This window comes from Vibrio sp. 10N.222.52.B7, from assembly GCF_041474275.1.
In the GTDB taxonomy this organism is placed as follows: Bacteria; Pseudomonadota; Gammaproteobacteria; order Enterobacterales; family Vibrionaceae; genus Vibrio; species Vibrio crassostreae_C.
This window is the reverse complement of record NZ_JBFRTU010000032.1, coordinates 1-20,553: the sequence shown is the minus strand read 5'-3', so window position 1 is coordinate 20,553 and position 20,553 is coordinate 1. Positions and strand designations below refer to the sequence as shown.

Here is a 20,553-nt window from a genome sequence, read left to right as displayed (position 1 = left end):
AGATAATGTTTCCTCTTTGCTGATCATTGATCCAGAAATCGTTGAAGATGATGAAGATGACTCAACACCCGTGATTGGCATCATCACCGACCGAGATTTATGTACTCGCGTTTTAGCTGAAGGGCTTGACCCATCGGATGAAGTCTCTAGCGTAATGACACCTGAGGTTATCTCTCTCGATCACAATGCTTACGTATACGAAGCTATGATGACCATGCTTCGCTATAACGTGCATCATTTACCAGTGCTTAAAGATAAGAAGCCGATTGGTATTATCGAAGCGACCGATATTGTTCGTTATGAGTCTCAAAACTCGCTGTTATTGGTAAGTAGTATCTTCCAGCAACAAAGTATCGAAGATCTGAAGGTGCTTTCCGAGCAAGTGAAAGACAGCTTTGTGCGCTTGGTTAACGAAGATGCCAATGCCCACATGGTGGGTACTGCAATGTCGGTAATTGGTCGTAGCTTTAAGCAGCGAATTATCGAACTGGGCGAAGAGAAATTGGGCAAGGCGCCTATTCCTTACTGTTTCCTCGCACTCGGCTCAATGGGGCGTGATGAACAACTGCTGGTTACTGACCAAGATAACGCAATTATTCTTGATGATACCTACGACGAGAAAAAGCACGGTAAATACTTTGAGGAGCTGTCGACCTTCATTTGTGATGGCTTAGATCAGTGTGGCTATGTGTACTGTACTGGCGACATCATGGCGACTAACCCAACGTGGCGTATGACTCGTCGCCAATGGGAAGAGTGCTTTGCCGATTGGATTGATGATCCAAACCCGAAAGCACTGTTAAATGCTTCAATCTTCTTCGACTTAGATGGCGTTTATGGTCGTCTGAAATGGGCCGAGCAATTGAACAGCTTTATTGTTCGACGCGCACGTAAGAACAATCGCTTCTTGGCGTGCCTTGCACGTAACGCACTCAACCGTACACCTCCGCTCGGCTTCTTCAAAGATTTCGTGATGGAGAAAGATGGCCGTCACAACAACTCTATCAACCTTAAGCGTCGTGGTACTGCGCCACTCGCCGATTTGATTCGTGTTCACTCGCTCGCGGTAGCGTCTCGCTCTAAGAACTCGTTCGAACGCTTAGATGACATTATTGACGCCGGTATTCTGCCAAAAGGCCGAGCTCAAGATTTGAAAGATGCGATGGAGTTTATCTCTCTGGTTCGTATTCGCCACCAAGCACACGATGTCGACAACAACATCGAGCCTGATAACAACATCGAGCCAGAGAACCTGTCTGACTTCGAACGACGTAACCTAAAGGATGCATTCCAAATATTAAGTAATGCGCAAAACTTCCTTAAGTTCCGTTATCAAGCCAGCAACAAGTTTAAGTAGGGCCTATGAACAAACTATTCAGATCACCTGCGGTCGATTGGCCATTTAAGTTTGTTCAGAAGCTTGAACGAGCGAGAGACGAGCGCTTAAAGCACTTTTATAGCCAGCCTCTTCCTGCGCCTGATACGCCACTTTCAGAAGTGATGTTTTTGGCTGTCGACTTTGAGACAACGGGGTTAAACCCAAACAAAGACGGCATCATTACCATTGGTTTAGTGCCATTTACGCTCAATCGCATCTACTTGCGACAAGCCAAACACTGGACTCTAAGACCAAAACAGAAACTTGAAGAAGAGTCTGTCGTGATTCATGGCATCACTCACAATGACATCATTGATGCGCCAGACCTTAGCGAAGTGTTGGGCGAGATCTTAGAATCAATGGCGGGACATATCCCTGTGGTTCACTATCGTCGTATCGAACGTGACTTTTTGGACAATGCATTGAAAGTGCGACTCGGTGAAGGCATTGAGTTCCCAGTCCTCGACACGCTGGAGATTGAATCTCAGATCCAAAATAAACTGGCTGGCGGCTTGTGGAACAAGCTGAAAGGTAAGAAGCCAGCTTCAGTGAGACTGGGTCAGAGTCGTCGTCGATACCATCTGCCCGACTACACGCCGCATCATGCATTAACTGACGCTATTGCGACCGCTGAGCTACTCCAAGCGCAAATTGCTCATCACTTTGACTCTGAGATGCCTCTGAAGAGTTTCTGGCTCTAGCTGAGTTACGTAAGCTAAATACAAACACAAAGCCCATCAACTTCCATTGGTGGGCTTTTTCATTTTTATCGTCTGTGTTTAAGCAACGGTTGGCCCGACTAAGCGCATTTCCCATAAGCGTTTAAACATATTATAACGTCACACCGCAGCAGTTCCGCTCTAATGGACGTCGAAAATCGTGATCGCTATTTGTCAGCGCGATTGGCATTATTACTTCCCAACCACAGACAACGTTTGGTAATAACGACGCTTTTGCTGATACATATTCTCATCAGCGACTGAGAACAATTGCTCAACGTCTGTTGAATCACTAGAGGCTGTACCAATCGAGAATCTGACAGGAATAGAGATACCCGCTTTGGTCTCGATTGCCTGTTGCTCCTGAGCAATGTACAACTGCTCAGTCATCTTTGCGACATTGAGCGAACTCGACTCACCAGACGTTAAGGTAAGCACCGCAAATTCATCTCCACCCAAACGATATAGATTACTGGCAGGTGTCAATTCGTGGCTGATTACGTCTATGCAGCGTTGTATCAGCTCATCCCCGACTTCATGCCCATGAACATCATTGGTCGTTTTCAAGCCATTGATATCAATAATGATCAAAGAAATCTGATTTTGATTGTCGTTAATGCTGCGTTTACTGAATTCGAGATCTTCATTAAAAGCTTTACGATTCAAACAGCCAGTCGGCATGTTAATCCGTGTAATATTTTCGAGCTCTAGCCAACCTGCTAACTGTTTTTGGTACATGTCAAAAATCAGAAGATCTTCTTCACTAAGTAGATCAAATGAACTTGAACAAAAATACCCGATTGCTGTCCCCTGTGAGTCACAGAGTCTCAAGTCAGCCTCGCCAGTACGGTTAAAATGAAACTGGATCGAATGTTGAGCAAGTAATGTCTTCAACTCTTGATCGATCATTTGAGGAATCAGCCGATATTCAGCCGCCTGTCTCGATGATGCAAACTGCACGATCTTCAAAATACGATGCTTCTGGGATTCTTCACGCGCGAGCGAATACGTTAACTTACTGGTTTTCTCTTCGACTAAGTCCTCTAGCTGAACATTAAATCTTTCGAGTTTATCGTTGCTTTCGGTAAGCTCACGGACTTGGTATTGTATGCGACCCCACAAGGTTTCCAATAAACGACTCAGCGTAACGAACTCTGTAAAACGATGCTCATCCACACTATGAGTCGGTGACTGGTTATGCGAATACGACGTAACAGATTCAGCCAATAGGTTTAACTGCCCTGAGAACCAGCGGCTTAGGAACAGAGCAAACACAATCGCGATAGCAAGCGTCGCCACCAATATTCTGACAAAGACCACCTGAGCTTGTTGCATCTCTAATAAACGCGCACTGTCGGAAATATGATGTTTGACGTTCAGTACCAATTTGTCGGTAAAGAATGTGCTGTCGATAGAGATAGTGTTCGCACTTTGTTTAGAAGATTGATCATCCGTTGAATCAACATAGTTAAACTCAACCGACTCATTTTGATATAAGAAAGGCGTCACTTTAGTCTTAAGTCTGTCATACCCCATAAGAACCACAAGATAACCCTGCGGCGTGTATGTAGAACCTTCAATCAAACGATAAGGTAAAATCGGCGCGACAAAAGCGATACCGGCAGTGGCATTGTCCGCCACTTCAGTTTCGGTAAACTCGGTGTGGAACAATTTCCCTTGCCCATAAACCGATTGAGGACGCTTCAAGCTTTCTAATAACTGGCTCTGCTCAAAGTGGTACAAGCTGCCTTTGCTGTCATAAATGGGCTTCCAGTTTTGGTCCAGAATATAAGTCGCGGACACACTCTCCGCTAGCGCATTGAAGCTATCCATCTTGTCCCAAACCACACTCGAGAAAAAGATATTACCACCCGCTTTAATCAGTGAACGGTCTTGCGAATACCATTGGGTTAGGCTCGCAGTCAGCTTAATTTGCTCTTGTACGGTTTGACGAATACCGGTCGTAGAGTTGTCCAGCTTGGTTTCTTTTTGCTCTAAAGAACTTTGGTTTTGTTTATTGAGAATCAACTGCCCCGCTAGATAGACAGGGAGCATTGAGCAAGCCAGCAACACCAAGCCCATGGTGTATTTTAATGATAACTTCAATCTCTTACCCTCATATTCGCCGAGTAATATTGAACAAAATCATTGTAAAACTTATGCAGTTCACTCTTTGGCATCCCTGACTTGTAACGCTGATACGCCCGAGCCGATGCCTCCCAAACGATCGCCATCTTGTAGTCACTCGACATCATTTGCGATGCTTGAAACTCATCGTACATATTTGAAAATGTCTGGTTACCTTCCTCAACACGGCGTTGATTAACCTCATAAAACGGCGAAACCATGGCACTCGAGTGAGCTAAATAGGTGAAACTGTTTGATTGCAGGTATTGAACGACTTCTTTCAAAGCCAATTTCTTATCTGGGTTTTGCATGCCTTTTTCCGTGACAGCAAAAACCTTTGCGCCACTAAATGAAGACATACTTTCACCACGATAGGTCGGCAACGAATTGATGTACAAATCTCGACCAAAGGCGGCATCGAGTTCGCTGAACGCCCAATCACCGTCAATCAAAAACTCGACTTCCCCATTGATGAGCCTCTGCCTCGCGCAAATATCGCTGCACGATGATTCGATGACTTTTTTCTGCTGCAACATGTCGATGAAATCAAAGATAGCAACTAACCCTTCACCATTAACATTCTTCGACGATAATAAGTCTTCAGAAAAAAGCTGATAGAAAGCTAGATAGAAGTACATGTTTGGATTGGGAAAAAGCACGCTCACTTGATCGGACTGAGCAGAGCGTTCAATTAGGCTCTCCCATGTCACGACTTGCGCTTGAGGCATGCTCGAATACAGAACGACTTGGTTTCCAATACCAACCGGTAACGCCTTAAGCTCACCGTTGATGACCACTGCATCGAGCGCTTTTTTCTCATAGCGTTGGGTATCGACCCAAGCATCAGGAAGCGTCGCTAAATCGATATATTCAGTTAGACCTAAGAAGTCAGAAGGAACCCAGATGGCGTCGGGAAAGGTATTGTCTCTAGGATCAGCAACAAGCAGTTCAGAACGAATACTGTTGACGTCAAACGAACGAATTTCTACACGATGATCAGTCATCGCTTCGATATGTTCTTTTACATAATCGGCCGTTTCATAATTAATACCAGCCCATATTTCAAGTGTGGATGAACAAGCAACGGCCGGAAATAGCATCGCAAATAGACTCAATAACCTCACACTTGGTTCCTTGTGGTAAAAATTAGACGTTGGATTTTAATCGCCCATCAATAAACCGGGCGATACGGCTTATCGCTCACTGCTCATGATTAGAGACCTAGCTTTGGGCGACACGTTATATAGTAAAAAGTGCCTAAATAACAGTTGATACTCTCGCTTTAAGAGAAAGGTCTGCTCATTCTGATACATCCGTCATATCTCTGGATGACTGTTCTTACAATAAATCAACATACCATACCCTTTATTATTAACGACAAAAAAAATGCCGCAAAAGCGGCATCTATCTCGTTCGGTGCATTCGACACAATAAAAATCAAATAAGCAATTTATCAGTCAAAGCCCTATCATCGATTAAGCGTATTTCTCTTCGAAATCTTTCATGAAGCTAACCAGCGCTTGAACGCCTTCCAGAGACATTGCGTTGTAAAGTGAAGCTCTCATTCCACCTACTGCTCTATGCCCTTTCAGTGATTTCAGACCTGCAGCATCAGCCAATTCTAGGAACTTGCCATCTAACTCAGGTTTCGCCAGTTGGAACGGCACGTTCATTCTAGAACGGTTTGCAGTGTGAACATCGTTTTTGTAGAAAGCTGAGCTATCGATTGCATCGTAAAGCAGCGCTGCTTTCTTTTTGTTCACCAACTCCATCGCTTCAACGCCACCTTGAGCTTTCAGCCACTTGAACACAAGGCCTGATAGGTACCAAGCGTACGTTGGTGGTGTGTTGAACATTGAGTCTTTTTCAGCAAGTACTTTGTAGTTCAGAATACTCGGCAACACGTCGTTTGCGAGTTCGAGTAGATCATCACGTACGATTGCAATGCAGATACCCGCAGGGCCGATATTCTTTTGCGCGCCCGCGTAGATAACACCGTACTGAGACACATCAATCTTACGAGACAGAATGTTAGATGACATATCCGCTACGATTGGCTTATCCGTTTGAGGAAGCTCGCTGATTTCAATACCATCGATGGTTTCATTCGGACAGAAATGTACATACGCAGCTTCCGGGTCAATTTTCCAATCTTTAGCTGGAACAACCGCTGCTTTACCATCAATTGACGTCTTCGCGTTGAATACATCGATTTCGCAATATTTGCTCGCTTCAGTCACTGCACTTTCTGCCCAGTAACCCGCATCAATGTAAGTCGCTTTCGTCGCATCACCTAAAAGGTTTAGAGGAACAGCAGCGAATTGAGCACGAGCGCCCCCCTGACAGAAAAGAACTTTGTAGTTGTCTGGGATGTTCAGAAGATCACGTAGGTCCTGTTCGGACTCGTCAGCAACTTGAATAAATTCCTTGCTGCGATGGCTGATTTCCATCACGGAAGTCCCTAAACCATTCCAATCAATAAAGTCCGCTTGCGCTTGTTTCATTACCGGTTTAGGCAGTGCAGCTGGGCCAGCACTGAAGTTGAATACGTTATCTAATGTAAGTTCCATGGGGATGATTGCTCCTGCTAAATAATAACTATGCAAGTAATACCATGTTTTACCCAACATAAAAACAACAAAAGAGGTCTTAAGACCTCTTTTGTTTTGTACGGTATAAAATGTTTAAGCTTAACCTGCTAAATCACCCTATCAGTATTCACGCCTGCTCTGTTTATTGAACAAAAACCGGCATAAGTAGAGCGATTAATGGAATTTCTTGTCCATTTTCGAACACTAGGTTTCCATTTTCTAAGTCAGCGCTGATTTCATAACCACTGTCTGTTTCCTTGATCATTTCCATCACAAGCAATTCATCGATACCTTCACGGATGAATGGATACTCTTCAACAAGTTCATTTGAGAAGCTAGAGTGAACGCTGCCCGTTAATGCAGGCATGATCATCGAAGGGTTGCTGCTGATGTTTTCGGTCCCTTCCGGCACGCTCACCAACCACTTAGATTCGAACTGTCCCTTACCTAACTCTAACGACATGTTGTTCATTGAAAGGTCGAAACCTTTAGCAAACAGGATATCGATAAATGGAATGATCTCTGCAACGTCTTCTTGCGTCATCACAGGATTAGATTGGTAAATCTCAAAGATCTTCTCAAACGACTCGCTATCCAACTTCGACATTTCAAAATCGACGTTTAGGTTGTTCAACTGGCCTTCACTGGTCTCGATGTTTGCGATATCCAGCTTGAGGTTGCTGCGCAGACGCTTAGTTGCTTCATCTAGATGTGATTCAAAATCGTACTTAGAATTTTCAATGGTCATGAAAGGCTGCATTGCAGAATCTGAAACCAAGAAGCTATCGATAGTAAAATTCTGAGTACCTAACCAGTAGCCTTTCGCTTGTTGGCCTGAACCCACACCTTTCAGATTAGACAGCGTTACCTCTTCACCGGTTTCAAAATCAATTTGAACTGAAGGGATTGAAAGCTCGTAATCAACTTGGCCTAAAACAGTCGCATGGCCAGAAAGATTCGATTTAGTGATCGAGACCGAAGTCCCATTCTCATCAGAACCTTGGTGATTGAACTGGCTTAACTCAAAGTTAAAGTCAGTGTTGCCGTTTAGCTCAGTACTAGTGGTCAGAGTTAAAGGCAGAATATCGGTATTCTCAAACGTCGACAGTGCATTTAGACTCACCAAACCATGGCTAACCGCACTATTTATGACAAACTCACTCGGCAACCCATCAATCGCAAGTTGCTCTTTCAGGTTTTCATCCGTCACAGTTAAACGAGTGGTTACGTTGGAAGACAAGTAACCTCTATCGTATTCCACGATCTCAGCTTGAATGCTTGAATTGTTAAGCTTTGCAACGCCATCGGTAATCGCATTTTGTCCAATTTGCCCAACCGCTAGCGGCCAACAAAGTGCCAGTGAGATTGCTCCGCCAATAGCACCAATTTTTCTTAACTGTTCCATGAGTTCTCTTTCTACACGTGTCTATTTTTTTTAGTCTAACCCATCAGTAGCAAACAAGAAACATTGAGTTAAATCAGTCTATTGCTCGATACTTCGATTGCCTCAATAAATTAACGGCTAGCTCTCATCCTTATTCGGCGGTTCTTGCTAGGCTAAAGACGTCGCTACTATTAAGGTTGAGCTGTGAATCAATACGCTGTTATCTGTTTGGACAATAATCCGGTTAGCATTGAAAGAATACGTTCGGAGCTGGCTCCGTTGGCTTCTGTATTCGATATTTATACTGCCGAGAACATAGAAGACGCACATCACGCATTAGAAGATATTCATGATCACAACCAAACCGTTGCCTTGGTGATCACTCATCATCATTCTGAATTTAATGGCGTGCAATTCCTGATTGAACTTCAACAGCTGCCCCATAGTAATACCGCAAGAACGATATTAGTCAGCGCTTCGTCAGACATTCAATCCATTTTAACCGCTGTGAATGAAGGTAGGCTCAACCACTGTTTAACCAAACCGGTTCAAGATCAGGTTCTGTTCAAATCAGCGCAAAAAGAGCTGACCTCTTTTGTTATCCAATACGACTCAGAAAACCTGCTCTCTTACAGCGATGCATTGGATCAACAACGCTTACTCAGAGCGCACATTGAGCAAAAGATTCACTCTTTCCAATCGGGTTTCATTCACGATTACCACCAGCTTTCGGATAATGCCCTTGCAGAACGTGTCGTCAGTGCCTTACAAGATGTGTTTTCAAAAGATGACAAAACTAAGGCCATTCGTGACTATTCCCCTGAGCATCTACTCACTGTGGAAGGCGAAGACAATCGCTTTTTATGGCTGATCATTGAGGGTGAAGCAGCTCTTTATAAGAAAGATGAACTTGGGCAACAGCGGGAAGTGGTACGTCACTCCAAAGGGAACATTGTTGGCGGGATGTCATTTGTAACAGGCGAGCCTTCGTTTTCTACGGCGATCACCCTAACGCAGACTCGCGTTATCAAACTGGATAAAGATAGCTTTGCTCAGGTGATGCATTCAAACAATACCCTGCTGCCTTTATTTACCAATCTATTGCTCCGTCATTTTAATCGACGTTTGCAACGCAGCATCACCAATAAGATCAAACTGCAGCAGACACTAGAATCATTAGAGTCTGCACATCAACAACTGATCGAGAAAGAGAAAATGGCGATGCTCGGGCAGCTAGTCGCGGGAGTCGCACATGAGCTGAATAACCCGATTGCTGCCATATTAAGAAGCATCGAAACTCTGTCAGACCATCTCGACCAAATATTGGCAAACCTATCCGTTCCAGAGTCCAATAAAGGGACTGACGTACTGGCACATTCAAAGTTAGCTAAGCCACTATCAACAGCCCAAGAAAGACAGCTCGTAAAGCATCTTACGTCGACGATTAATGACCGTGCTTTAGCAAAAAAAGCCGTGAGACTAAACCTAAGCCAAGACTCTACGGTTCTAAACACATTAAAGGCGTCCCCTGTCGCAGGCAAAGAGCTGCTCAATGACTTAGAGCATTACCATTATGTTGGAAACTCTATCCGCTCAATTCAAGTGTGCAGCAAGCGTATTGCCGATATGGTCAAAAGCTTAAAAAGCTATGCTAGAGAAGATGAAGAAGTTCGCCACTACACAGATATCCACGAAGGGCTTGAAGATACCTTAGTGATCTTCGAAAACAGGCTTAAACACCACCAACTCGAAAAGCATTACGATACCGACTTACCGCCTTTATTGTGCCAGTCGCTCTCGCTGCAACAAGTGTGGACCAACCTTATCTCCAATGCGCTCGATGCCCTATCTGAACGAGGAAAAGTGACCATCACCACTTCTCAACAGACAAAAGGCGACGACGCGTTTCTTGTGGTGCAAATCTCCGATACTGGCCACGGCATTGCCAAAGAAGACATCAACACCATTTTCAACCCAAATTTCACGACTAAAAAAGAAGGCAACTTTGGTTTAGGGATTGGGTTATCCATTTCTCAACAAATCGTTTCGGCTCATCAAGGGTTTATTTTGGTGGAGTCAGAGGTAGGCAGCCATACAAACATGCAAGTGTGGCTTCCATTCAAACAAGAAGGAGCACCTCATGAATAAGTACCTAATTTTATGTGTCGATGATGAACCTGAAGTTCTCAATAGTGTCCTTCAGGACTTGGCGATATTTGAAGAGAACTTTCTGGTTGAAGGTGCTGAGTCGGTCGATGAAGCCAAGCAAGTCATCAAAGAAATGGGACAAGATGGTATTAAGCTCGCGTTAATCTTATGCGACCACATCATGCCAGAAGAAACCGGCATTGATTTTCTGATCGAACTCAACCAACACGACGCGACGAAACCAACACGTAAGCTGCTGCTCACAGGGCAAGCTGGGCTGGAAGATACCGTCACGGCCATTAACAACGCTGCACTTGATTTCTATATTTCAAAACCTTGGCAAGGCGATCAACTGAGAGACACGATTACTCAACAATTGACTGACTATGTCATTGCCAACGACAAGCAATTGCTAAACTGGACTTCCATCTTAGATACCGAGCGCATACTGACTTCAATGGCGGATAAACGCACCAGTTTTGGTGAATAGCACTGATTGGTTAATGGATACTGAGAATAGCGTCATCCGATATAAAAACCTTCCGAATGTATACAAATTTTGGATAATTCGCTCGTCTATTTTTCTCATTCGCCCTAAACATGAGATCTCCGTTACATACTGATCCTTAATTTGCTTGTTTTTTAACTAAATGAGTAAGGTTTTACATTTTAAAGGATTACTTTTCCGTGAGTTAGATTAAACTGTCTCAATGTTTATGGTTTGCCGATTTGTCTCAAACCAAAGGAATTAACACTAATATAGGTTTACGGTCGTTATGCGCAAAATTCTACTTACTACCGCTATGCTATTGGCTTCTGGTCAAGCACTAGCTGTTGATGAACAACCACAGGTAATGAGCAACTTTAACTATGATTACTTTGAAGCACGTATCGGTGCTAGCCCAGTAACATTTGGTGGTGCGTTCAGTAAGTCAATTCACCCGAACGCTCACGCTATAGCACGTATCGATTCAGAATTTGAAAGCGATTACGACTCAGCTGTAGGTCTTGGTTTCCACGCTCCATTAAACAACTGGGCAGACCTAACAGGTGAAATGCTAGCTCGTATCGTTCAACCTGAGAACTCAAGCTCTACTGATATCGGTATGGAAATCAACATTGGTGTTCGCCAATGGCTTGGTCCACAACTAGAAGTTGGTGGTAAAGGTGGTTACGTTTCTATCGATGACAACGATGATTGGACAGGTTCTGTTTACGCGCGTTTCCACTCTACAGAGCTTTTCTCTTTAGGTGCTGAAGCTCGTATTAACGACTTCTACGGTGACCAACTTATGTTCACTGCTCGCTTCAAGTACTAATACTTAAAGCCAAGCTAGCTCTTAACGAGCACTTAGCCTTTTGATACTTAGTCTTTTAAGAAATCCGACTAAGACAGAAACAAAAAAACCGAGGACATTCCTCGGTTTTTTTTATTGACAGTAATCTTAAGCATATAAGGCAAACTTCTTTAGTGGCAGCTCTTCAGTAATTGCTGCTTGCGTGGCTCTTGTAATAGTTTCCAGTGAATACCATCAATTGCACCCGCAAATTTCCAAAGTAGTTTTAGGTCAACATCGTTTCCGTACGCTTCGCGAACCTTATTAAACACTTCAGGTGCGCCCAACTTCATAAACATTGAAACATCATCCACCCCCGCCTTTTTAACCATGCGCTCTAACGTAAGCTGCATGTTTGGTAGATCTCTTAATCTACGGCTAGCTGATGACTTCTTGAAGCTACGCTGCTGAATTGAATTATCGATTGAAGTACGAATAATACTATCCAATTCAGGATGTTCACAGGTAAACAGATCCGTAATGTCGTAATAGTTTACGGTTGCTGTTGTCTGCTTCTTTACATGACGATACTTTTCACAATCAAGATCGGTCAGTTTTTTATCTAATGATTTTCCACCTCTAATGAATAAACAACCTTCACTCAATAAAGCGAACATAGCGTCATTTTGAAAGAGGCCAATACCTCCGAACATAGAACGTTTTTGATGCTCACCAAATTGATTCACGTAATTAATAAATGCTGTCTCGGTCATATCCGTTGATCCTTAATCAAATTACCCCGATTAGGTTGATCACCAGACAAGCAGCTTGTTATGCGAAAATTTTAAATCTATTTTGTTATTCTATAGGTGAATATTATGGTTTCTTTTTTCACCTTTAAATAAATCATACTTCGAAAAGAAAAATAAGTCTGGACTTAGTTCACATCAATCAATTGAGTATTCCGGTTTTTCATGATTGACTTCACAGTAAACTATCAAACCATGCTTGAATTTGGACACCTAGTGATACACCGGTTCAAATTATTAAAGGTTATGTAGACGGGTGAGTATTGCCTCGCAGCATCGTGGCTTGTAAAATGGCAGGACAGACCTGTTTTTACTTTTTATATGAATCATTTATCGTTTTTCTGGCTACCTCAAAATAAGACTCTTCTCTTAAAGGGTCTAGAATCAGAGTTTGCCCAACTTGTTGGACATTCTATCTCAGCGGGAAAAATAACACTTCCTCCTATCCCTAACGTTGTACTGAAGATTCAATCGCTTTGTACCCTTGAATCAACTGGGATTGCTGACGTTGCCGAGTGCTTACTCGAAGACCCAGGCCTCGCTGCTATTGTCATTCGTGTGGCTAACTCTGTCGTCTTTAACCGACGTAATATTACTTGTGTTGATATTATGACGGCGGTGTCGCGCCTTGGCATATTAAGAGTACGTGACATCGTGACGGCTCAGGCTATTGAGCAACTCAAACACTCAGTCAACCTCAGTAAAGAATGTAATAAGGTATTGGTTCAGAGCGCTTCTGTATCAAAAGAGCTGGGCGCTACTATGGTGCTTGTTACCAACAGCTTCAAAGAGCTCTCCCCTACTGAATACCGTTACCTTGAGCATGAAAAATCGCTGCTTGTTGGATTACTGGCTGATATTGGTTTGTTCTGTTTGGTTAGCGAATACCACCTCTACCTCGAAAATGGCAATTACCTAGATCACGACATCGCTCTACAAATCTTCCAAGGCCAATGTTCTGCTACCAGTAAATTGGTGCTTAACCGTTGGGGCTTCGACAGCGACTTTATTGATGTGTGCAGCAATACCATCAATAACCACGAACAGCGTGAAGTCTCTTACTTAGATATCGCTCGAATCGCTAACCACCTGCTGATGTTCAGAAACAAGGATGAGAACATCGATGATCACGAAGTTGAACTTAACGTGACAGGTGCAGAGGTGCTTTATAAATTAAGCAACTTGAGCAAGCATGATTTTAATGCAAAGCTAAGCGACGTGATCAATACTAGCGGCTTCTAAGTCACTGTTAAATTACAAGTAAGTGTAATATGAAGTAAATGCAATGGGGAAAGCATGTTTACAGGGATGATCTTTATATTTGCGCCACTCGTCGTGGGGTATCTTTTTGCAATTTCGAACGCTCAGACATTAGAATTTATCAACCGCTCAACATCGCGGTTGATCTACGTGATTCTGGCGTTAATGGGACTAAGCTTAGCCGCCCTCGATAACCTAGGCAGTAACCTGCAGACAATCCTTCTATATACCGTCACTTTCTTTGTCTGCTTAAGCGTATGTAACCTAATGGCACTGCCCGCTATTGATAAGTTATTGCCACTCAAAACCGACAGTAGCAAGAAGAAGCTTCCCCTCTCTTCTATGGCGATGGAATCTGCAAAACTCATCTTAGTGGTAGGTTCAGGGCTAATCGCTGGCTTAGTGCTGCCTATTGGCCTTGATTGGGTTGATACCGCAAGCGAATGGATTCTGTTTGTTCTTCTATTCTTTATCGGCATTCAGCTGCGTAATAGCGGACTCACACTTCGTCAGATCTTACTCAACAAGCACGGTATGGTTATCGCAATCACCATTATCATCACCTCAATGTTAGGTGGTGTAATCGCGGCTTACATCCTAGATATCCCTCTGTTCAAAGCCTTGGCAATGTCTTCTGGATTTGGTTGGTACTCTCTGGCTGGTATCTTAATGGGTGACGCCTTTGGTCCTGTCTATGGTGGCGCTTCTTTCATGCTTGAGCTGTTAAGAGAGTTAGTTGCCTTGGTACTGATTCCAGTGCTAATTCGCAGCTACCCATGCACTTCCATTGGTTATGCTGGTGCGACTGCGATGGACTTCACCTTACCGGTCATTCAAACAACAGGCGGCGTTCGATGTGTGCCTATCGCTATCGTCAGTGGCTTTATCCTCAGTTTGCTTGTTCCGATATTGATGTTGTTCTTTGTATCTCTTGCTAACTAGATCGCAGGAATAGCGTTTGTTTTAGATTAGAATGCAACTCGAATACCAATGCCCAAGACACCGATACAGTTACCGAAATAAAAAGACACTAAGTGTCATTGCTCAACAAATAACGATCACGGTAACCTGTAACGACAAAGTTATAAAAAGAATAAACTTACAAAAGGAACCACTATGAAACGCCTTTGCGTCGCATTACTGCTAGCTTCAACTTCTACTTTCTCTTTTGCAGCAGATTCAATGTCTGAGACAAACCAGTGCCAAGCAAAAAAATATGATGCGTACATCGACGCTTCTTTGAATTGGTATGCCGACCTTGCTGCATTAACCTCTGAGCAATATCCAGAGCTAACAGAAGTGAGTGAGTGGTTCCTAGAAGGTCGTAAGCACCACTTTGAGCTTAACCGTGCTGCGGTTCACTACTACTTAGTAAACGACTCAAGCAAAGTGGCAACAGAGCAACCTGTAGAAGGTTGGTTGCAACTTGAGCAACACGACATTAAAACGCTATCAACACGTGATGATGAGCTTGGTAAAATCGCGAAAACAACATTCGATGACCGCCAATCAACGCCTCACGCTCAAAACTACGAACTACGTTCTGCCTTTGCAGAGCTGCTTAGTCACCCTAAGCAAATCGACTCAGCGCTGCAGCGTTACAACCAGTCGATCAGTAAACTTGAAGCGATTAAGTGTAAATAACCCCGCATTTAATATGCTTTTTTGAGAAGTTGGATTTCATAATTAAGACGGGACATTGTTCCCGTTTTCGTTTAGATTGTCCCGCTCGCGTCAATATTAGAAAAATAACTCGCTTGCTATGGTTACGGAACAAAAAACAGCAGATGTTAGCTTCGACAGTCTTCTACGTATCTTCACGGTACCTGAAGGCCCAGATTCAACACTCACTCAAATTGAAGACAAACTTTCACGAAACCTGAATCAATTCTTACGTGAACATATTGTGGCTGAAGAAAAGCCGCTACGTGAAATTGAGAAAGATTTTTCAAATGCTCATATCCCAGAGCAGCCTGAGTTTGTTTCTGAACATACTGAGCATCTCCTCGATTCTCTTGTGTCTCATTCGGTTCACACGTCTTCGCCAAGTTTTATTGGCCATATGACCTCTGCGTTGCCGTACTTCCTGATGCCGCTTTCAAAAATCATGATTGCGTTGAATCAGAATCTAGTAAAAATCGAGACCTCAAAAGCTTTCACTCCCCTAGAACGTCAAGTTCTGGGCATGTTACATCGCCTGATTTATCAAGATAGTGACCAGTTTTATTCTCGTTGGATGCACAGCGCAAACCACTCTTTAGGTGCGTTTTGTTCTGGCGGTACCATCGCGAACATTACAGCGCTCTGGGTTGCACGTAACAACGCACTAAAAGCGCAAGGTTCGTTCAAAGGTGTAGAAAAAGAAGGCCTATTTAAAGCCATGAAGCACTACGACTACGAAGGCCTTGCCATCTTAGTCTCTGAACGTGGCCACTACTCTCTGAAAAAAGCCGCGGATGTCCTTGGTATTGGTCAAGAAGGTCTAGTGTCTGTTAAAACAGATAACGACAACCGTATTTGTACTGATGATTTAAGACTCAAGATCGAGCAGCTCAAGCAGAACAAGATCAAACCTTTCGCCGTCATTGGTGTGGCTGGTACAACCGAAACCGGTAATATCGACCCGCTAAGAGACATTGCTGAGGTGTGTGCCGAATCCGATTGTCATTTCCACGTTGATGCAGCTTGGGGCGGTGCGACTCTGATGTCTAACAATCATCGTCACCTACTTGATGGTATTGAACTGGCGGATTCAGTCACGATTGATGCGCATAAACAGCTTTATATCCCTATGGGTGCGGGTATGGTTCTGTTTAAGAAGCCAGATGCGATGACTGCGATTGAACATCATGCTCAATACATTCTTCGTAAAGGCTCAAAAGATTTAGGCAGCCATACGTTAGAAGGTTCTCGTTCAGGTATGGCAATGCTGGTTTACGCCGCAATGCATATCATTAGCCGCCCAGGTTATGAACTGCTGATCGACCAAAGCATCAACAAAGCGCGCTACTTTGCCGACCTAATTAAAGATCAGAGCGACTTCGAGCTGGTTTCAGAACCTGAGCTTTGCCTACTGACTTATCGCTATGTCCCTGAGTCAGTCAAAGCGGCACTGCTTAAAGCTGAGCCTGAACATCGTGTCGAACTGAATGAGTTGCTCAATGAGCTGACTAAGTTTATTCAGAAGAAGCAGCGTGAAACAGGTAAGTCTTTCGTGTCACGTACACGCTTAAACCCTGAAGCATGGGTACATCAGCCAATCATCGTTTTCCGCGTGGTATTAGCAAACCCACTAACAGGCAATGACATTCTTTCGTCAGTGCTTGAAGAACAGCGTGAGATCTCTAAACTAGCACCAAACTTGATGGGCAAAATCAACAAACTGGTTACGCAAATCAACGCATAGTCATTCAATTTTAGTTGCATCAAATTGAAAATTTCTTTCTTTTTGATGTAACTAAGCTGTCAGTTCATACCCATTTTGCATTCTTTTTGCTCAAACTCTCTTCCAATTCTGTAGTTTTCTAAAATTTTGTTGAGGTTTGTCATATTCTTAAGCATTCATGCCCTGTTTTTGTATTAGTAAATAGTATGTTGGGTTTATACTGACTCTATGGTGCTAGTTAGCTTGATATCTATTTGACGCAGCAGTATTTACGAAACCGAATATACATCGGCTTTGTGTTTACTGATATTTGCTTCAGCCATACCCCCTGGTAAAAGATATTAACTAGCAAGTTGTTCTCTATACCCTTGTGAACACTATGAATACATTAGAAAAAATACAAAAAAACCTGGAAAATTTCAGCAAGTCTGAGCGCAAGGTAGCCGAAGTAATTATGGCTTCCCCTCAAACTGCAATTCATTCTAGCATTGCTACCTTAGCTAAAATGGCTGACGTGAGTGAGCCTACAGTTAACCGCTTCTGTCGTCGATTAGACACAAAGGGCTTCCCTGACTTCAAACTTCACCTAGCTCAAAGCTTGGCAAACGGTACACCTTACGTGAACCGTAATGTTGAAGAAGATGATGGTCCAGATGCTTATACGCATAAGATTTTCGAATCAACTATGGCTTGTCTAGACGTTGCTAAAAACAGTCTAGACGCGATGCAAGTAAACCGTGCTGTTGACTTGCTGACTCAAGCAAAACGCATTTCGTTCTTCGGACTGGGTGCCTCTTCTGCTGTCGCCAAAGATGCTCAAAACAAGTTTATTCGTTTTAATATCCCAATCACATGTTTCGAAGACATCGTGATGCAACGAATGAGCTGCATTAACTGCAGTGATAACGACGTTATTGTTCTTATCTCTCATACTGGCCGCACTAAAAGCCAAGTTGAGATTGCAAACTTAGCGCGTGAAAACGGTGCGACAGTTATTGCTATCACAGCAAAAGATTCTCCACTGGATAAAGCGAGCTCGTTGTCTATTTCTCTGGATGTTCCAGAAGACACTGACGTTTACATGCCAATGGCAAGTCGCGTTGTTCAGATGACGGTTATTGATGTGCTAGCGACAGGCTTTACGCTACGTCGTGGTTCTGGTTTCAGAGAGAACCTAAAGCGCGTCAAAGAGTCACTTCGTGATTCACGTTACGAGAAGTACTCTCAGTTCTAATCTGCTTAGTCATGAACTGAAAACAGATGACCAGAGAACAAGTTGAATTAAAAAAACGGAGCCTAGAGCTCCGTTTTTATTTGTCTGTATAAAATGACTTATACAACGAACAAGTTTAAGACCGTTAGATAGTCCAACTATTGCCCTTCTCAACCACGCTGTTTTCGGACGCATAAGAATTGATAATGGTAAAGCTCGACTCGACAGCTGGCTCTTGCCCAATTTGATTCATTGAAGCTCCCTCATGATGCCCTTCTCTACAACTGCACTTCTCGCATACTTGCTTCAAAATATGCACGAGCCTCTCTTGGTTAAGCGGCAAAGGGTTTCCTTTAATCGCCACTGATTTGAGCGCGTCGGCAGACACCTCATCAAACTGGGCTTCACAGACACCAAATTCCAACAAGTTGGGTAACTTAAGCGTATCAAGCACTTCCGATAACCAAGAAATTGCCTCCTCTTCTATTGCTTCTACGTTACCTGTTACTATCTGAGCGATTCGCTGATAACGCGCTAGGATGTCGCTTCTTTGCTGCTCTTTTGCAACGGCTATGTTCTCCAACATCACAAACGGCGCTAAACGCGCGGTAATCACACTATGAGGCGCAGAAATCTTACCTCCTAGTGCGGAGGCTAAACCATGGGCTGCGCCAAGCTTGGCATTAGTTATCGCCATACCACCGAGCATAGAAGCGAAAGCAAGATCAGAACGCGCTTGAGGCTCATCATAAACACACGCTTTAACCACAGAACCACTCAACTTACGCAGCCCTTCTTCACAAATCATATCGGTTAACGGATTCGGTTCACCACACACGTAGGCTTCCATTAGATGAGTAAAGGCATCCATCGCACCTCGCCCAGATAGATATAGATTGGTTCCATGAGTTAGGGTTGGGTCGACAATCGCAACGTCGGCCAGCATGTCTGGGCTTCTCAGGCTGATTTTTACTTGGTCTTGGCCTGATTTCAGCACCGCGTTTTTAGTGACCTCGGCGCCGGTACTCGCTGTGGTTGGAATTGCGATAAACGGAAGTGGTTTGGTTTTAAGAGGAACATTACGCCCGACCACTTCAACATAGTCATATAAATTGCCTTGATTAGGTAAAACCGCAGCCAACGCTTTGCCCATATCGATGGCGCTACCGCCCCCCATGGCGACAACCATATCTGGCTTAAATCGACGAGCAGAAATAGCCGCCTCTTCAACCATTTTGATATTAGGTTCACCGGAAACGGCAATGTGCTGATAACGCATACTCTGCGCATCAAGATAGTCAGTAACAATTGAAGTGCGCTCTAATGTATTGCCTGTAACCAATAGCACGCTGTAGCCATATTGATTAAAGAGAGACAATGAAGCGGAAAGTGCTCCATCACCAAAGATGATCTTTGTAGATGTCATAAATTGAAACATGGTGCCTCCTGCGCCTATGACCGAACAAAACTGCGAACTCTTGGTTATTGGAATTTAGCCTTTATATAGTGCATCAGTATTAAGATGCCTCGTTCTGTATGCGCTTTTTTTGACGAGGTGCAACTTGTCGCATTAAAGATGGATTAATGTCGTATTCTTAGGGGTAATTCACACTCTTAAATTAAGGGTAATCAATCTGAATACCCATCAGAAATCAGCATGGATCCTTTTTGTGACCATTATTTGCTCTGATAGACAAAACCTATTGTATTAAGAGGTAATTCCATCTTTATTTCCCCATGGCATTGAGGCATAGTTAGTTTTATGAAATTTTGAGTGGCATTCACTAAAGAATAGTTAACATAATCGAGTTAACGAGCCTCATCCCGTATTTAGGAGAAATTAAATGTTTGTAGTTATTTTTGGTCGCCCTGCTTGCCCATTCTGTGTTCGTGCAAAAGAGCATGCTGAAACTCTTAAAGCTAAACGCGATGACTTCAACTACCGTTACGTTGACATCCACGCTGAAGGTATCAGCAAAGCTGATCTAGAGAAGACTGTTGGTAAACCTGTCGATACAGTTCCACAAATCTTCATCGACCAAGACCACATCGGCGGCTGCACAGAATTTGAAGCATACGCAAAAGAAAACCTAGGTCTTTTCGACTAAGCTAGGATTTCTCAAACGAGAATCAGGGCTAAAGCCTTAAACAGCTGACCCATTTAGGCGTTAGACTGTACGATTTATAAAAAGCCCGCTCACTGTAGCGGGCTTTTTTATGACCAGTTTTCATACGGAATAAGAATAAGGTCAAAATCAAGTA

Annotated in this window: 17 protein-coding genes; 11 read left to right on the top strand and 6 right to left on the bottom strand. The window is 43.5% G+C overall.

Annotation, left to right across the window (positions count from 1 at the left end):
• On the top strand, positions 1-1,357 hold a 1,357-nt coding region (locus tag AB4512_RS10960; protein WP_372174904.1), incomplete at its 5' end, for a DUF294 nucleotidyltransferase-like domain-containing protein.
• A 5-nt stretch (positions 1,358-1,362) separates the two neighbouring features.
• On the top strand, positions 1,363-2,079 hold the full coding sequence (locus AB4512_RS10955; protein WP_372174903.1) for a 3'-5' exonuclease: 717 nt from the start codon (positions 1,363-1,365) through the stop codon (positions 2,077-2,079).
• Between the two features lie 210 nt (positions 2,080-2,289).
• On the opposite strand, the gene AB4512_RS10950 is transcribed toward AB4512_RS10955, so the two are convergent.
• The 4 genes from AB4512_RS10950 to AB4512_RS10935 all read right to left on the bottom strand — a co-directional run bounded on the left by AB4512_RS10950 (position 2,290) and on the right by AB4512_RS10935 (position 8,220).
• Positions 2,290-4,179, bottom strand: a complete 1,890-nt coding sequence (locus AB4512_RS10950) for a GGDEF domain-containing protein (protein ID WP_372174924.1) — start codon at positions 4,177-4,179, stop codon at positions 2,290-2,292.
• A gap of 20 nt (positions 4,180-4,199) precedes the next feature.
• On the bottom strand, positions 4,200-5,348 hold the full coding sequence (locus AB4512_RS10945) for an extracellular solute-binding protein (RefSeq protein WP_372174902.1): 1,149 nt from the start codon (positions 5,346-5,348) through the stop codon (positions 4,200-4,202).
• 351 nt (positions 5,349-5,699) lie between these two features.
• On the bottom strand, positions 5,700-6,794 hold the full coding sequence (gene serC / locus AB4512_RS10940; RefSeq protein WP_372125376.1) for a 3-phosphoserine/phosphohydroxythreonine transaminase: 1,095 nt from the start codon (positions 6,792-6,794) through the stop codon (positions 5,700-5,702).
• 163 nt (positions 6,795-6,957) lie between these two features.
• Positions 6,958-8,220, bottom strand: a complete 1,263-nt coding sequence (locus AB4512_RS10935) for a DUF945 family protein (RefSeq protein WP_372174901.1) — start codon at positions 8,218-8,220, stop codon at positions 6,958-6,960.
• 183 nt (positions 8,221-8,403) lie between these two features.
• Between AB4512_RS10935 and AB4512_RS10930 the strand changes: the two genes are divergently transcribed.
• The 3 genes from AB4512_RS10930 (at position 8,404) to AB4512_RS10920 (ending at position 11,666) form a co-directional block, all read left to right on the top strand.
• Positions 8,404-10,347: an ATP-binding protein gene (locus AB4512_RS10930; RefSeq protein ID WP_017060404.1), complete on the top strand. Its 1,944-nt coding sequence runs from the start codon at positions 8,404-8,406 to the stop codon at positions 10,345-10,347.
• On the top strand, positions 10,340-10,837 hold the full coding sequence (locus AB4512_RS10925; RefSeq protein WP_017065410.1) for a response regulator: 498 nt from the start codon (positions 10,340-10,342) through the stop codon (positions 10,835-10,837). The genes AB4512_RS10930 and AB4512_RS10925 overlap by 8 nt, the downstream gene beginning before the upstream one ends.
• 286 nt (positions 10,838-11,123) lie before the next feature.
• Positions 11,124-11,666 carry a hypothetical protein gene (locus AB4512_RS10920; protein ID WP_017065409.1) on the top strand — a complete coding sequence of 181 codons (543 nt, stop codon included), beginning with the start codon at positions 11,124-11,126 and terminating at the stop codon, positions 11,664-11,666.
• Positions 11,667-11,815: 149 nt separating this feature from the next.
• Here AB4512_RS10920 and AB4512_RS10915 read toward each other — a convergent pair whose 3' ends face one another.
• Positions 11,816-12,397: a TfoX/Sxy family DNA transformation protein gene (locus AB4512_RS10915; RefSeq protein WP_372132172.1), complete on the bottom strand. Its 582-nt coding sequence runs from the start codon at positions 12,395-12,397 to the stop codon at positions 11,816-11,818.
• Between the two features lie 357 nt (positions 12,398-12,754).
• Between AB4512_RS10915 and AB4512_RS10910 the strand changes: the two genes are divergently transcribed.
• The 5 genes from AB4512_RS10910 to AB4512_RS10890 all read left to right on the top strand — a co-directional run bounded on the left by AB4512_RS10910 (position 12,755) and on the right by AB4512_RS10890 (position 18,312).
• The gene (locus AB4512_RS10910) at positions 12,755-13,675 is read left to right on the top strand and encodes an HDOD domain-containing protein (protein WP_017066065.1); all 921 of its coding nucleotides are present in this window, start codon (positions 12,755-12,757) and stop codon (positions 13,673-13,675) included.
• A gap of 54 nt (positions 13,676-13,729) precedes the next feature.
• Positions 13,730-14,635, top strand: coding sequence for a lysine exporter LysO family protein (locus AB4512_RS10905; RefSeq protein ID WP_017071961.1), 906 nt, complete (start codon positions 13,730-13,732; stop codon positions 14,633-14,635).
• 174 nt (positions 14,636-14,809) lie between these two features.
• Complete coding sequence (locus AB4512_RS10900; protein WP_017066066.1) at positions 14,810-15,337, top strand: hypothetical protein; 528 nt, start codon at positions 14,810-14,812, stop codon at positions 15,335-15,337.
• A 118-nt stretch (positions 15,338-15,455) separates the two neighbouring features.
• Positions 15,456-17,099, top strand: a complete 1,644-nt coding sequence (gene panP, locus AB4512_RS10895) for a pyridoxal-dependent aspartate 1-decarboxylase PanP (RefSeq protein ID WP_017060397.1) — start codon at positions 15,456-15,458, stop codon at positions 17,097-17,099.
• Positions 17,100-17,457: 358 nt separating this feature from the next.
• Complete coding sequence (locus AB4512_RS10890; protein WP_004734686.1) at positions 17,458-18,312, top strand: MurR/RpiR family transcriptional regulator; 855 nt, start codon at positions 17,458-17,460, stop codon at positions 18,310-18,312.
• Between the two features lie 124 nt (positions 18,313-18,436).
• Here the strand turns inward: AB4512_RS10890 and AB4512_RS10885 are convergent, their stop codons facing one another.
• Complete coding sequence (locus tag AB4512_RS10885; protein WP_017060396.1) at positions 18,437-19,729, bottom strand: iron-containing alcohol dehydrogenase; 1,293 nt, start codon at positions 19,727-19,729, stop codon at positions 18,437-18,439.
• Between the two features lie 406 nt (positions 19,730-20,135).
• Here AB4512_RS10885 and AB4512_RS10880 point away from each other — a divergent pair, with 406 nt between their 5' ends.
• Complete coding sequence (locus tag AB4512_RS10880; protein WP_009847069.1) at positions 20,136-20,399, top strand: GrxA family glutaredoxin; 264 nt, start codon at positions 20,136-20,138, stop codon at positions 20,397-20,399.
• The last annotated feature ends 154 nt before the right edge of the window (positions 20,400-20,553 follow it).